Origin of the sequence: Mangrovivirga halotolerans, assembly GCF_026241165.1 — a bacterium.
GTDB classification, from domain to species: Bacteria; Bacteroidota; Bacteroidia; order Cytophagales; family Cyclobacteriaceae; genus Mangrovivirga; species Mangrovivirga halotolerans.
In genome coordinates this window covers 216765-232214 of sequence record NZ_JAPFQN010000001.1, presented here as the reverse complement: position 1 = coordinate 232214, position 15450 = coordinate 216765, and the positions used below count along the sequence as shown (strand labels likewise).

12 protein-coding genes are annotated in these 15450 nt (G+C 35.8%); 5 read left to right on the top strand and 7 right to left on the bottom strand.

Translation table 11 applies throughout. The annotated features are described in order from the left end of the window. Positions 1-4: 4 nt before the first annotated feature. The 3 genes from OO013_RS00910 to hisS are packed head-to-tail and all read right to left on the bottom strand — an operon-like array spanning position 5 to position 4822. Positions 5-1954, bottom strand: coding sequence for a T9SS type B sorting domain-containing protein (locus OO013_RS00910; RefSeq protein WP_266054637.1), 1950 nt, complete (start codon positions 1952-1954; stop codon positions 5-7). Continuing rightward, entirely contained in the window at positions 1932-3434 is a 1503-nt protein-coding gene (hutH, locus tag OO013_RS00905; protein ID WP_266054636.1) for a histidine ammonia-lyase, read from the bottom strand. The genes OO013_RS00910 and hutH overlap by 23 nt, the downstream gene beginning before the upstream one ends. 26 nt (positions 3435-3460) lie before the next feature. Beyond that, positions 3461-4822 (bottom strand): histidine--tRNA ligase, encoded by a 1362-nt coding sequence (gene hisS, locus OO013_RS00900; protein WP_266054635.1) that lies wholly within the window; start codon positions 4820-4822, stop codon positions 3461-3463. A gap of 216 nt (positions 4823-5038) precedes the next feature. On the opposite strand from hisS, the gene OO013_RS00895 reads away from it, so the two are divergent. Next, positions 5039-5248, top strand: a complete 210-nt coding sequence (locus OO013_RS00895; RefSeq protein ID WP_266054634.1) for a hypothetical protein — start codon at positions 5039-5041, stop codon at positions 5246-5248. Between the two features lie 53 nt (positions 5249-5301). On the opposite strand, the gene OO013_RS00890 is transcribed toward OO013_RS00895, so the two are convergent. Together OO013_RS00890 and OO013_RS00885 are read right to left on the bottom strand one after the other, a co-directional pair. After that, positions 5302-5805, bottom strand: a complete 504-nt coding sequence (locus OO013_RS00890; RefSeq protein WP_266054633.1) for a metallophosphoesterase family protein — start codon at positions 5803-5805, stop codon at positions 5302-5304. A 2-nt stretch (positions 5806-5807) separates the two neighbouring features. Then, a complete protein-coding gene (locus OO013_RS00885; RefSeq protein ID WP_266054632.1) occupies positions 5808-6509 on the bottom strand; it encodes a DNA alkylation repair protein in 702 nt (233 codons plus the stop codon). A gap of 158 nt (positions 6510-6667) precedes the next feature. Between OO013_RS00885 and OO013_RS00880 the strand changes: the two genes are divergently transcribed. Further along, positions 6668-9151 carry a DUF5916 domain-containing protein gene (locus tag OO013_RS00880; RefSeq protein WP_266054631.1) on the top strand — a complete coding sequence of 828 codons (2484 nt, stop codon included), beginning with the start codon at positions 6668-6670 and terminating at the stop codon, positions 9149-9151. Here OO013_RS00880 and OO013_RS00875 read toward each other — a convergent pair. Then, the gene (locus OO013_RS00875; protein ID WP_266054630.1) at positions 9138-9827 is read right to left on the bottom strand and encodes a nitroreductase family protein; all 690 of its coding nucleotides are present in this window, start codon (positions 9825-9827) and stop codon (positions 9138-9140) included. The two genes, OO013_RS00880 and OO013_RS00875, sit on opposite strands and share 14 nt — an antisense overlap. Positions 9828-9927: 100 nt before the next feature. Between OO013_RS00875 and OO013_RS00870 the strand changes: the two genes are divergently transcribed. Continuing rightward, positions 9928-10857: a tetratricopeptide repeat protein gene (locus OO013_RS00870; RefSeq protein ID WP_266054629.1), complete on the top strand. Its 930-nt coding sequence runs from the start codon at positions 9928-9930 to the stop codon at positions 10855-10857. On the opposite strand, the gene OO013_RS00865 is transcribed toward OO013_RS00870, so the two are convergent. Continuing rightward, complete coding sequence (locus tag OO013_RS00865) at positions 10840-12339, bottom strand: helix-turn-helix domain-containing protein (RefSeq protein WP_266054628.1); 1500 nt, start codon at positions 12337-12339, stop codon at positions 10840-10842. The two genes, OO013_RS00870 and OO013_RS00865, sit on opposite strands and share 18 nt — an antisense overlap. A gap of 125 nt (positions 12340-12464) precedes the next feature. Between OO013_RS00865 and aceB the strand changes: the two genes are divergently transcribed. Continuing rightward, positions 12465-14075 carry a malate synthase A gene (gene aceB, locus OO013_RS00860; RefSeq protein WP_266054627.1) on the top strand — a complete coding sequence of 537 codons (1611 nt, stop codon included), beginning with the start codon at positions 12465-12467 and terminating at the stop codon, positions 14073-14075. A gap of 24 nt (positions 14076-14099) precedes the next feature. After that, positions 14100-15383, top strand: coding sequence for an isocitrate lyase (gene aceA / locus OO013_RS00855; RefSeq protein ID WP_266054626.1), 1284 nt, complete (start codon positions 14100-14102; stop codon positions 15381-15383). Positions 15384-15450: the final 67 nt, after the last annotated feature.

Sequence of the window (15450 nt, the reverse complement as noted above, 5' to 3'; positions counted from 1 at the left end):
TTTCTTACCTTATTAAAGTTATACTTCCTTTTTGATTAAAAGGGGCTCCGGTTTCTGTTACTCCTTCGATTACATACACATAAGTTCCGGATTCCACTTCCTCTCCTTTAACGATTCCATTCCATGTGGGGTTGTTATTGTCTAATTCCTTGATGAATTCTCCCCAGCGATTGTAAAGATAAATATTATAGTTGGATATAAAACGTCCGAAAAATGTGATTTCGTCATTCAACATATCTCCATTAGGTGTAAAAGCAGTAGGATGTATGACAGCAGGTGATAAATCAGCCGGAACTAAGTTGCTATACACTATTGACCCGTCAGAAAGAAGGATTTTGATTCTTAAATAGGCTCTTTGAACAATATTTACAGGTTTTTCTATTATGCTTAGATCTTGCCCGGCATATAATGTTTCCAGTAAATTATAATCTTGATCAAGATATTGTACTTCATAATCTACTACAGAGTATTCTTCACTTATATATTCAGTCCATTGAAGGTCAGCTGTGCCACTTGAAACAATGAATTCACCATCCAAAATGGTTGGGCAAATTACCGGGTCATTTTTAGAAAAATTCCCGCAATTATCAGCTGTTCTTACAGAGTAGCAATTAATAAAATCAAGATCTGTGGCTTCATCAGTATATTGTTCAACATTAACTCTGTCTATAGGTACCAGTTTACTATTGTTTGTTGATTTTAATATCTGGTAATCATATTTGGGATCTGGAGAAGTCCAGGTTAAAGAAATGCTTTCATCTATATTAATATCAGCTATTAGATTACTAGTAGCTGGCAGAGGCTCATTAAATAAAGCTGTGAGTGTTACAGTGTTAGATGTCATCGAAAAACCATTCAAATCATTGGTTCCTGCATAGAATGTTTCAGCAAAATAAACATAATCCTGGTTACAAGTAAGATCAGTATCATTCCAGGAACCAGTGTTTGTGGCAGGGGAAACATCATCAAAAAGATTGCCATCTCTGTAAATAGCCAGATTACTTAATGGGGTGGTGCTAGTTACCCATGAAATCTGATTTTGTGCATTAGTAGCCTGTCCGGTTATTCTTAGGTTACATGCATTTACAGATTGCACAAAGGTGTTGTCACAGGCATCATATGCATCAACACGAAAGCAATAAGTATTTGCAGCTGTATTAAGACTCGTTACTGTTCTTGAAGTTTCAGTTCCGGTAATTGTATCTAATTCAGAAAAACCATTTGTACTTGTTGATTGGTATAACCTGTAGATGTTATTGTCTTGAAGGTTGAAGTTTAAGGTTATCCTGCCATCTGAGCTGGAATAATTTTCAGTGATTACTTCGGTAAAATCTGCCTGTGTTAAACCTCCTGAAATCAGGTTAACTCCTTCAGTAACGGTTGGGCAATTGCCTGCGTCCCCTGCAGTATTATTGTTTCCTTCAACAACTATGTTTATAGGATTAGGGATTATGCTATATGTATGTCTTACTTGTGTTTGTGGAGAATTAACTGCTTCTGGAGACGATCCATCACCATATCTTATAGTGAAATTTTCAAAATTTTCATCTCTCGAAAAGTCGATCAGAATTTCATTATTTTTACAAGTGAAAATATCGAATTGTGGACTTGTCCCGGCTGGAAGAATCGTAATTGTTAGAAAATCAGTTTCAGGATCGCTTGCTCCTGCATTTTTTATATAGGCAATTGTGTAAATTCCTGGTTCAGTATATTCATAAGATTCATCTTCAACAATGCCGGCGAAGTTCCCATTAAATTCATATATAAAGCCATCTGCTTCAGAAGGTTCAGTGGGAGAAACATTAACTGTTAAAGGAGCACAGCCTGAAGCATAATCAGCAGTAAACAACCCATTGTCACTATCAACTTGTCCAAAAGCAAATTGATAATGACAAAGAATAGCTAAAATAAAGGTTGTTAACTTAATTATATTAGTATCTCTCGATCTCAACACGTTTTAAAAAATTAGATGCATTGACAATGTCATCATGTAAAACACGGTCAATATCTATAAACGAAACTTCTTTACAAAAATTATTGAGAAAATCTTCAAGCAAAGGGCTTGTTTTCAGTGGTCTTCTGAAAGAAATAGCCTGAGAAGCACAAATTAATTCTATCCCAAGAATAGAATAAAGGTTATCAATAACTTTGAAAGCTTTAACAGCAGAATTTGCTCCCATACTCACATGATCCTCCTGTCCATTGGATGAAACAATTGAATCAGTTGAAGAAGGAACTGCTAATTGTTTGTTGCTACTTACCATTGAAGCTGCAGTATATTGAGGAATCATCAGGCCCGAGTTTAATCCTGGCTTAGCGACTAGAAAATCAGGAAGGTCTCTGGATCCACTCACAAGCTGGAATGTTCTGCGTTCAGAAATATTACCAAGTTCTGCCAGGGCAATAGCTAAAAAGTCCAGAGCCAAAGCTAAGGGCTGTCCATGAAAATTTCCCCCACTGATTATTTCATCTTCTTCGGGGAAGATATTAGGATTATCTGTAACACAATTTACTTCGGTGACAAATACATCGTAAGTGTATTTCAATGCATCTTTACTTGCGCCATGAACCTGTGGAATACATCTGAACGAATATGGATCTTGCACATGTTTCTTAGTCTGCTTGATCAATTCACTGCCTTCTAATAATTTTCTTATGCGTTCAGCTGTGGCAATCTGACCTTTTTGAGGCCGGATTTTATGGACAAGAGCATTAAATGGCTCAATTCTTCCGTCAAAAGCATCTAGTGATGCAGCACCTATAACATCAGCAAGGGTACTAATTCTCTTTGCATGGATAAGGCACCATACTCCAAAGGCACTCATGAACTGAGTTCCATTTAATAAAGCAAGGCCTTCCTTAGCCTGAAGCTGGATCGGTTCCCAACCCATTATTGTATTAATCTCTTTTCCACTCAGAATGTCATCTTTATAATGAACTTTTCCTTCTCCAATCAAAGGCAGGCATAAGTGAGCTAATGGAGCAAGATCGCCAGATGCCCCTAAAGAACCATATTCATATATTATAGGGGTAATGTTGTTATTGAACATTCCGATCAATCGCTCAACTGTTGATAATTGAACTCCTGAATTACCATAGGAAAGAGACTGGATTTTCAATAATAACATTATTCTCACGATCTTGGGATCTATTTCTTTTCCAGCTCCACAAGCATGAGATTTTACAAGGTTTTCCTGTAATTTGCCCAGATCCTCTTTACTAATACTATGCTTGTATAATGATCCGAAGCCTGTGTTTATTCCGTAAATGGGTTGGTCGGACTCCTGAATTGTTTTGTCAAGGTACTCACGACACCTGATGATATTACCTTTAGCTTCTTCTGAAAGCTCTATTTCTATATTGTGAGTTACCAGATCATTGATCTTATCAAAGTCCAGATGCTTGCTGGAAATAAGATGTTTTTCTTTTTGCATTACTTAGGGGGTTAGGGGTTATGCTGTTATTTCAATTTTTCAATGATTTGGTCGATAGTAAGAGACTCCTGGTCTCCCGTTTTCATATTTTTAAATGAAAGTAATCCGCTTTTAATTTCTTCACTACCAATAACTACAACATATGGTATATTCTTATTATTGGCATAAGTAAATTGTTTCTTGGGTTTTGCCAGGTCAGGATAAATCTCTGATGATATATCATTAGCCCTGAGTTTCGAAATTACTCCCAAACCATATTTTAAAGATTCATTGTCAAAATGAGCAATCATTACATCAATGGATTTCAAACCTTCATCAGGGAATAATTCAAGTTCTTCCATAACGTCATAAATTCGGTCTACTCCGAAAGAAAATCCAACGCCAGAAAGCCCTGGCATACCAAATACTCCTGTCAGGTCATCATATCTTCCGCCACCGCTAATGCTTCCCATTTTTACTTTTAATGGCTTTACTTCGAAGATAGCTCCGGTGTAATAGCTAAGGCCTCTTGCTAGGGTGAGATCAAGTGATACTTTATCTGTCGGGGTATTGGTTGAATTAAGAATATCGAAAATTTCTTTAATTTCCCAAGTCCCTTTTTTACCTGTTTCAGAATCCCTGAATAAAGACTCTAATTCTGATATTTTGTCTTGATTAGATCCGGACAAATTTAAAACAGGAAGAATTTTCTCTAGCGATTCATCACTAAAGCCTTTTTCTTTAAGTTCTTCAAGCACTTTTTCCATGCCGATCTTATCCAGTTTGTCTATTGCTACAAGAAGATCGCTTTCTTTATCGCTGGCTCCCGCGAGGTCAGCCAGAGCACTTAATAATTTTCGATTATTAATTTTGATCTCATAATTTTCAAGACCAAGTTTTCCGAAAACTTCGGTCATCATCATGATAATTTCAGCTTCACATATTAGAGAGTCAGTACCGACTACATCGGCATCACATTGATAAAATTCTCTGTATCGACCTTTTTGAGGTCTGTCTGCACGCCAAACAGGTTGAATCTGGTACCTTTTAAAAGGAAGGTTGACATTGTGTCTGTTCATTACAACGTAACGAGCAAAAGGAACTGTCAGATCATATCTCAGTCCTTTTTCTGCAATTTTAGGTAGCATTGCTTTTTCACCAGCTTCATATTCCGCCGGAGAGGTTTTTTTCAGGAATTCGCCGGAATTAAGAATTTTAAAAAGTAATTGATCTCCTTCATCTCCATATTTTCCGGTTAAAACCGAGAGGTTTTCCATCGAAGGAGTTTCCAGAGCTTGAAACCCGAATTTTTCGAAGGTGCTCCTAATCTTATTAAAGATGTAGTTTCTTCTGGCCATTTCTTCCGGCCCGAAATCTCTGGTTCCTTTTGGTAATGAAGGTTTTTGCATTTTATAGGCTACTTTAAAATTTTTGCACAAAACTAGGAAATATTCCTTCTAACTGCTATTCGAAGCAGGGTATATGCTAATAGAAATATTAAAAAGCTATATTATTTAAGATAATTTTAGTGATTTATATGTTAATATTTAGTGAGATTAAAAAATTATTGTACTTTTGCATTCCAATTAACAATACAGAACAAGAATTTTAAATTATATATAGCGATGGCAGTTACTAGATTAAAAAGAAAAGCGCTTAAGAATAAAGCAAGGTCTTCACAGAGAAAGCAAAAAATGAAAATTCAAAACTTTCAGCCTACTGTCAAGAAAGTAGACGTTGAAGAAGCTGCTGCAGAATTCAAGAAAGGGACTAAGAAGCCTGCAAAAAAGATTGCAAAAGAAGAAGAGAAAAAAGCAGAAGAGAAAGAAGATTAATTTTTTCTTCCTCATTAAAAAATATAGTGCCCTGTTTTTCGACAGGGCATTTTTTATTTTAAAGATGCCCGGTTCCCCAGTTCTATTACCTCAAGATCTGAGATCTTACTATTATTAATTGTAAAACGAAGAATGGTTTTGATCTTATGAAATCCTGTTTTCCCGGCAGCTCCGGGATTCATGTGAATTAAATTTCTTTCACGATCAGGGATTACTTTAAGAATATGGGAATGGCCACAAATAAATAAGCCCGGGTTTATTTCATCTAGCTTTTTCTTAATACGGGCAGTATATTTTGGAGGATAACCACCGATATGGGTAATCCATACTTTTAATCCTTCAATAGTGAATATTTGATCTTCAGGCACTTCATTAATAACCTCTCTACCATCAATGTTACCAAAAACTGCCCTTACAGGTTTGAACTTTTCAAGTTTGCGTAGAACTGAGATATCACCAATATCTCCGGCATGCCAGATTTCGTCGCACTCTTCAAAATATTTAAAAACTTTTTCTTCCAGGTGACTATGTGTATCGGATATCAAGCCAATCCTCATGTTTATTTTATCTTTTTTATACGCTTCTGAACTTTATCACTTGTAATCTCCTTATAAATGATATTCCCGACAAGTTTTGACTTTCCTTTATTAATTTTGATCATTTCTTCTGCAAGCTCAGTCATTTTCATGTTAAGATGAGAATTGCGTTTTCCGATTTGTCTGCCAGCCCAGTCTATTGCTTTTAGAACAATTTTTTCTTTTTCATTAATACTGCCATTTTTTATTAGATCAAAATATTTTTCAAATTCGATATTTTTCAAGTGTTTGTTATGGACAGCAGATGCAGCAATGGTTGCAAAAGATGCTCTTCGTTTATAGGTCTGCTTTGAATCTACCCATTCTGAAATCAGATCATCATAAAATATGGTTTTATCAAGAAGATCCATACATAAATGGTCGCAGACTGCCCAGTTGTCTATGTCGTTAGCCCATTCTTGAATTGTGTTCTTGCTGATTGTTTTGGGGTTAGCAATTATAGAAGCCAAAATACGAGCTTCAAGGTATTCTGAATCCCATAAATTTTGAGCTAATTTATTATTTTTTGGTTTGATGCTTTTTGCTATCCTTCTTATTTCCGGGTTCCGAACCCCAAGGGCTTTTTGAGAGGAAATTCCGAATTTTTGTTTTGATATTCGATCACTTTCCGAGCCAGCTTGTTTAAGCTCTTCAATAATCTCCTGATATCGTTCATCTGTACCCATAATTGTAAAAAATCTTACACTTGTTTATAAATCTACATCGAAATAGAAATTGTTGAAACAAAATCTGTTTAATGTGCGTAAATTTGTACTATATAAAGAGTTTCCCAAGAGCTTTTTATATCTGTTAAGTATTTTTAATCTTTTTTAATATTCTATCTATGTTGGACCGGAGAGTTTTCTCAGGACTGTTGTTTTTTTGTGTGTATTCATTGCAGGTTTTCGGGTCGGAAGATTTTTCGGAAAATAGTTTGAGAGCAACAAGGTTCACTTCAGAGCAAAAAATAAATATAGATGGTGATCTTAATGAAGAGATCTGGAACGATGTTAATTTAGAAAATTCAGAAAAGTTTATTCAACGTGTACCAGAAAATGGTGCCAAATCGAACTACAGATCATCTGTAAAAGTGATTTATGATGATTTTGCTATATATGTTGGCGCCAAATTATTCGATCCTAATCCTTCAGAAATACCAGTTGAAATAGGGCAACGTGATAATCGAGGATTAAATTCTGATTATTTCGGAGTTTTCTTTGATACATATGCCAAAGGTCAGAACGCTTTTGGATTTCAGGTAACATCCGCTAATGTACAGGCAGATGTTTATTATACTCAATCAGGAGGAGATACAAACTGGGATGCTGTCTGGAGTAGTGAGGTGAAAATCACAGACGAAGGATGGCAGATTGAAATGAAAATACCTTATTCTGCACTGAGATTTCCGGAAAATAATATCCAAAACTGGAAGGTGAATTTCATGAGGAGAATTCGGGAAACCAATGAAGAGTCTTATTGGAACTTTGTAGATAATTCAATTTCCGGATTTGTAAATCAGTTTGGCAGGTTAGAAGGATTGAAAAATATAAAACCACCTGTAAGATTGCAGTTATACCCTTTTGTTGGATATGTGGGAGTAGTAGAACCTAATGGCAGGATGTCTAATCAGGCATCTTTTGGAATGGATTTAAAATATGGACTATCTGATGCTTTTACTCTTGATATGTCACTTATCCCGGATTTCAGCCAGGTTCAATCCGATAATGTAGTACTGAATCTCTCTCCATTTGAAGTTAAATACGCTGAAAATCGTCCTTTCTTTACTGAGGGAATTGAACTTTTTGATAAAAACGGTCTATTCTATTCGAGAAGAATAGGACAGGCGTCAGGAGAAATAGCCGGAGAATATTCTGATCTTGACAGTACCGCAATTTTTCCTGGAGACCCACCATTGATCAACTCATTAAAAATTTCTGGTCGAACTAAAGGAGGATTAGGTATTGGATTTCTAAATGCCGTGACTAATAGAACTGAAATGACGGTGATCAATACCGAAACAGGTAAGAGAAGAAATGTTACTGTTGATCCATATACTAATTTCAACGTAATGGTTGTGGATCAAAATCTTAAGAACAACTCTAATTTCAGTGTAATTAATACCAATGTTACCCGGGGAGAAGCCGGCCGGGATGCAAATGTTACAGGTGCTGAAATCAGGCTCAGAGATAAGAAGAACAGATTTCAATTTTATGGTTTTGGAGCATTGAGCAATGTTTGGGAAAATAATGCAAATGGTGAAAGAGTGCTTGATCAGGGATTTTCTTATCAGATATCAGCAAGTAAGATTAGTGGTAATTTAAGATATGGAGTGAATAGAAGCGTAGAATCAGATAACTATGATATAAATGACCTTGGGTTTTTAAGGGCGCCTAATGATTTTAATCATAGTGCTTTTATCGGATATGAAAAATTTAATCGATTTGGCATATTTAACAGGGCAGAAGCATACGTGTCAGCATCTTATAATATGCTATATGAACCGCGAGTTTTTACAAGGGCATCCATAAATGCATCTGCCTGGGCCCAAACTACCAGTTTCTGGAGTTTTAGCTGGAATGCTTCTTACAGACCTATAGGTGAAAATGATTACTTTGAGCCTCGTGTGGAAGGAAGATTTTTTAATAAGCCAGAGAATCTTAATACCGGAATAAATATCAGGTCAGATAGTAGAAAAAGAGTTAGCTTTAGTTTAAATGGGGGCTTTTGGACTTTGCCGGAAAGAGATCAATTTGATAACTGGGTCTCAATTTCACCAAGTTTCAGAGTTTCTAATTCACTGTCACTAAATTATAATTTATCATATTTACAGGTCAGAAATGAATATGGCTTTGTTAATCTGGGTGAATCACATGATGATGATTTTAATATTTACTTTGGGAGAAGAGATCGAACAGAGATAAATAATACAATTTTTGCCAGGTATACATTTAATCCTAAAATGTTTTTTACAATAAGGGCAAGGCATTATCTGTCTAATGCAAATTACGAGGAGTTTTTTGAACTTGGAAAGGACGGAAATATGAAGGACACAGAATTCGGTGACATTTCAGAAAACAATAGCTCGGAATATGATGTGAATTTTAATTCTTTTAATGTAGATTTTGTTTATTCATGGCAGTTCGCTCCCGGAAGTTTTTTAACATTTAGTTGGAAAGATGCAGCTATTGAGCAAACTAACGTAGTTCAATCATCTTATAGAGATAACCTGGACGGTATACTGGAATCAGGCCATACCAATAATTTTTCTTTGAAGCTTACTTATTTTCTGGATTACTTATCTATTCGCAAGATGTTTAATAAATCTTGATATATTCATCTACCGATTTTTTAGTTATTGCAGGAACATAAGTTTCATTTGCCGGATACCCTATTGGTAATAAAAGGAAAGGCCTTTCATTTTTAGGTCTTTCTAGAATATCCTGGAGAAAATTCATTGGTGAGGGTGTATGGGTAAGAGTTACCAACCCTGCATTATGGATAGCTGAAATCAGCATGCCACATGCCAGGCCAACGGATTCATTAACATAGTAATTATTTTGTTTTTCACCGTTTTCAATTTCAAATACCCTTTTGAATACTATGATTAAATAAGGAGCTGTTTCAAGAAAAGGCTTGTGGTAATCTGTGCCAAGATGTTCCAGGTCTTTCAACCATCTATCACTCATTCTTGACTCATAGCTTTGCTTTTCTTCTTTTTCAGCAGCTTCTCTAATCTTTTTCTTAATTTTCGGGTCTTTCACTACGCAAAAAGTCCATGGTTGTTTATTTGCACCACTGGGAGCCGATGAGGCTGTTTTCAGTATGTTTTCAATAATCTCATAAGGAACTTCTTTTTCTGAATAATCTCTTACTGATCGCCTGTTTAAAGATAGTTTTAGTAACGATCTTGATCTCTCAATCATTTCTTCAGTAGAATAAGAATCCTGGTAATAGCGCTGATGAGTATAACCGTTAATTTCTATTGTGTCTTTAGGATCGATCATTTGAATACATTCTGATATTAAAATAATAAAAGTAAGTAATTCTTTTTTATAATTATGTCGGCTGAAAGCTATCTTTGACAAAAATTCAATCGGAATTGAGATGAAAAATGTATTCTTATATTTATATATATCAATCTTTATTTTTTCCTGTGGAGAAAGCGGTGACCACACCGAAAAATTTAAAGACGCTAATTCTCTATTAAAAAATGGCGAGTATGAATCTTCTATCGAACTTTATAAATCAATTTTAGGAGATTCTGTAATAGATAAGAGGATATATAATAATCTTGGGGCGGCGTATTTAAGAAGTGGAGAGCCAGATTCAGCATTGTTTTATTTAGAGAAAGCAATACAACTCGATGAAAATTATTATGATGCCAGGTTAAATAAAGTTCAGGCTTTATTGGCTATGAGAGATTTTAGGGGAGTTGTAAATGAGTCTTCACAAATGGAGATAAATTATCCTGATTCGACTGTATTGAAATTGATGACTGGAATGGGCTCAATGCAAATTGGAGACTTTGAAAAGGCTAAAGAAAAATTTTTAATAGTTTTAGACAGGCAGCCTGAAAATATTGATGCAAAAATAAATCTGGCGACAATATATTTATTTAGTGGAGAAACAGATGAAGCCAGAGATCTTACTCTTTCAGTAATAAGCCAGGATGCTACCAGGCATGAGGCTTTTAATTTGTTTGGGATGATTTTATTGGCAAATAAGGACTATAATGCTTCTCTTGATGCTTTTGACAGGGCAATTGAATTAAAAGAAAATGCCAATTATTATAACAACAAAGCCCAGGCTTACCTCGCCATGGGAGAAGCAGACCAGGCAAAAAGAATGCTCGAGAAAAGCAAAAGCATAGATAGTGATAATTACTATTTATGGAGAAATTTCGCCTGGTATCATTCAATTAAAAATACAGATTCAGTCGGTTATTTTTTAAATAAAGCTCGTAATATGGATGATTCTGAATATTTAATAATTGAAGAAGATTCCATTTTTGATAGATTAAGTTCTACTCATTAATCTATCGATAGCAGATTTCATTTGTTTTATTTTTTGTTCGTGATTTAATACAAGAGGTGGAGCAGCACGTTCGTTACAATCTACAGCCGGGCATCGCTCACAAGTTTCATTTACCATCCTTGTATTTATTCGTTCATCATTAGAGAATTTTATAGTTTTTCTCAGTTTACTATTAATAAGAATCCCAATTGAAATACTATAATTCACAGTTTTAGTTCCAGGTCGGGGCATGGCCACTGTAAATAATAAATATTCATTTTCACCATTAATATACCTTGACTTCTGAGCTTTAAGTATCGGATAAATAGATTTTCCTGTTTTTTTTAATTCTTCAAGGTCATCCATTAAAGTTAAACTGAGCCATCTTCGGCAATAATGTTGATTTAATGCAGTAGCGTGAGGGTTGTGCAATCCTGCGAGGTGCATTTCTTTAGTCAGACTAATGTCTTTATTCTCCTCATTTCTGGTAAATCGAAGGAAAAAGAGCTGCTTGAGTCCAAAATGCTTAGGTAAAATATTGGTCATTCTGTGGAAAAATACTTCCGGAGTGCAATGATACTTTTTTATTATACTGGTAAAATCATCCGGAGACCATTTTTCGTTATTGAATAGTGTTTTAATATCAGTGGTTATGGCTTTTTCTCTTATTAAAAGCGCACCAGCAAAATAGGCCGCCCTAAAATTGTTGAGCACCTTTTCGAAGCTGTTAACTTCCAACATAGAGCCTGCATACTCGCGTGTATCTAATTTTAGGAATATATACCCGATCTCTTTAGCTAAAATGAAAGCTTTTTGTTCACTAGTTAAATATTTATTTAATAATAGCATTGGTTGTTTTCCCGGTACCAATAATGATCTCAAATCTCTTAAAGAATTGTGTGTGTCCTGAAGAGTATAGGAAATTTTCACTCCAAAGTCTTCAATAAGAATTTTTTCCAAATGTTTGTGTTCCAGGATTTCATCTTTTGTCAGATGAAATTGTTGGTAAAACTTATCTACTTGTCTTTCGAGTTCGTCAAAGTAGTTTTCATTCATCTCCTGATAAGTTCGGAGTACTGAATAATAAAAATTTTCAACCCCCATATCGTAATTTCTGCCAATTTCAATCAAAGTTGAAATAAATGCATTGAACTTAGTTGGAGTGGTCATCAGGAGATTAATAAGCTCTACAGGTTCTATTCCAAAAATCTCCAATGGCAATTCATTTAAAATATTTGAGCGAATTAGGTCGGCAATCGGAGCTAGTTTTTTGCCTAATTGTAATGAAACCAACCAGTCGTATGTGACTTCAAATTGCTCAGCGAGTGCAGCTATTTTGTCAGCTTTAGGATACTTTTTTCCTTTCTCTATTTCATTGAGATATGATACCGAAATGCCCGTTTTCTTTGATAAATCGGACAAACTTAATTCGTTATCCATTCGTAGTTGCCTGAGTTTTAGGCCAAATATTAATCTGATGTTTTGTTCGTTGATTTCCTGCATAGTCTAGATCATTTTCGCGTAATATAACAAAACGGCGTAAATATTTCAATAGCGAAAATTCGCTTTTTATTTGTTGTTCGCTCCTCTACATTTGTAACAGTCATAAACAAAAACCAAAAAATATTATGATTGACCAACTGGAAAAAATAGAAGGTCTGCAAATAGTAGCTCCCAGTTTAGATACAGGAAGAGAACTCCTGACTGAAGATGCACTTGAATTTGTAGCAGCCTTACACAGAAAATTCAATAATCGAAGAAAGGAATTATTGGAAAAAAGAAAACAGGTTCAGGAATCAATTGATAACGGCAAAATGTTGTCTTTTCTTCCTGAAACTGAAAATATCAGAAATTCTGACTGGACTGTAGCTCCAATACCTGAAGACCTTCAGGACAGAAGAACTGAGATTACTGGTCCGGTCGACAGGAAAATGGTTATTAATGCTCTGAACAGTGGCGCAAAAGTCTTTATGGCTGATTTTGAAGATGCAAACTCTCCTACATGGGAAAATTGTATTAATGGTCAGATTAACTTATACGATGCAAATAGAAGGCAGGTAGATTTCACAGCCGATAGTGGCAAGGAATATAAATTGAAGGAAGATCCTGCAGTCTTAAAAGTAAGGCCTAGAGGGTGGCATCTGACAGAAAAACATATAAAAATTGATGGTGAAGAAGTTTCGGCCTCATTATTTGATTTTGGGATCTATTTCTTTCACAATGCTAAAGAATTATTAAGCAGAGGAAGTGGTCCGTATTTCTATCTGCCTAAACTAGAAAGTCATCTTGAAGCCAAATTATGGAATGATGTTTTTGTGATGGCTCAGAATTACCTGGAAATACCTCAGGGATCTATAAAAGCTACAGTTTTGATCGAAACAATTTCTGCAGCTTTTGAAATGGAAGAGATCATCTACGCTTTAAAAGAACACATGGCGGGCTTAAATGCTGGAAGATGGGATTATATATTCAGCATTATCAAAAAATTTAAGACCAATCCTGATTTTATAATGCCCGATCGCAGTCAGGTAACAATGACTACACCATTTATGGCAGCTTATGCTGAGCAATTAGTAAAAGCATGCCACAAAAGGGGAGCTCATGCGATTGGCGGAATGTCAGCATTTATTCCTTCAAAGAACGAAGAAGTCAATAAACAAGCCTTTAAAAAAGTAAAGCAAGATAAAAAGCGAGAAGCATCAATTGGTTACGACGGAACCTGGGTGGCTCATCCTTTACTTGTACCTGTGGCGATGGAAGAATTCAATAATGTTTTATCTGAGGGTAAGGTGAATCAGAAAGACGACCTGAGAGAACAAGTAGAATTCAAAGCTGATAACTTGTTACAAATTGAAATAGAAGGTGGAAAGATCACTGAAGCCGGTTTCAGAAATAATATAAATGTTGCGATTCTATATATAGAAAGCTGGCTAAATGGCGTAGGTGCTGCAGCCCTTTATAATCTGATGGAAGATGCAGCTACTGCTGAAATAAGCCGGGCACAGATTTGGCAATGGCTTCATACCGGAGGGTTGAAGTTTGCTAATGGTAACCCAATAGATTTTCAAATATATGAGCATTTCTTAAATGAAGAACGCAAAGCGATCGAAGAAATGCTGGGAGAAGAAAGAGTGGCCTCAGGCAATTTAAATAAAGCTGTCAGGGTCTTTGACAACCTGGTAAAAAGTCAGGAGTTTCTCCCATTCCTAACTCTTTTAGCATACGAATATTTAGATTAATTGATAACCAAAACATACAATATCATGAATAAGAAAGAACAAATACAGGAATTACAGAACGATTGGAAAACTAACCCGAGATGGAATGGTATAAAAAGACCATATACCGCAGAGGAGGTTATAAAATTGAGAGGTAATTTCAACATAGAATATACAGTAGCCAAGCAAGGAGCTGAAAAGCTATGGGCAAAATTAAATACTGAAGAATTTGTAGCCGGACTTGGTGCTTTAACAGGAAATCAGGCTGTTCAGGAAGTTGAAGCCGGATTAAATGCAATTTATCTAAGTGGATGGCAAGTTGCTGCAGATGCCAATCTTGCCGGGGAAATGTATCCTGACCAATCACTTTATCCTGCAAACTCAGTACCGATGGTAGTTAAAAGGATAAATAATGCACTTCAACGTGCAGACCAGATACAAAGTGTTAATGGTACCGGCAATACTGATTATATTGTACCAATTGTAGCTGATGCAGAAGCTGGATTTGGTGGAAATTTGAATGCTTATGAATTAATGAAAGCCATGATCGAAAACGGCGCTTCAGGCGTACATTTTGAAGATCAGTTATCATCTGCAAAAAAATGTGGTCACCTTGGTGGTAAAGTTCTCGTACCAACGCAGGAAGCAGTTAATAAACTTATCGCTGCAAGACTTGCTGCAGATGTAATGGGAACTCCAACTATTATTATTGCTCGTACGGATGCTGATGCAGCCAATTTGATCACTTCAGATATTGATAGCAGAGACCATAAGTTTATCAAAAAGGAAGAGGGTAGATCTCCTGAAGGATTTTATAATGTACGCAATGGCATAGAGCAGGGTATTGATCGTGCATTATCCTATGCACCTTATGCCGATCTTTTATGGATGGAAACCAGTAACCCTGATCTTGGCCAGGCCAGAGCATTTGCCGAAGCTATACATGAAAAATATCCTGGAAAACTATTAGCATATAATTGTTCGCCATCTTTCAACTGGGCAGCTCATCTTACTGAAATGGAAATGGAGACTTTCAGAGAGAAATTAGCTGAAATGGGATATAAATTCCAGTTTATTACTCTTGCAGGTTTCCATGCACTTAATACTTCAATGTTTGAATTGGCCAGCGCCTATAGAGAAAAAGGAATGGCTGGATATTCAGCTCTTCAGGAAAGAGAATTCGCTTTACAAAATCAAGGATTCAGAGCTGTTAAACATCAGGCTTTTGTTGGAACTGGCTACTTTGATGCAGTTCAGAATACAGTTACCAGTGGCTTGTCTTCTACTAATGCTATGGCAGGCTCCACAGAGACAGCTCAATTCAATTAATGATTATACCCGGTGAATTAATTCACCCAACCTGTTAGTAATAAGTGCCACCCGAATGTAATATGGG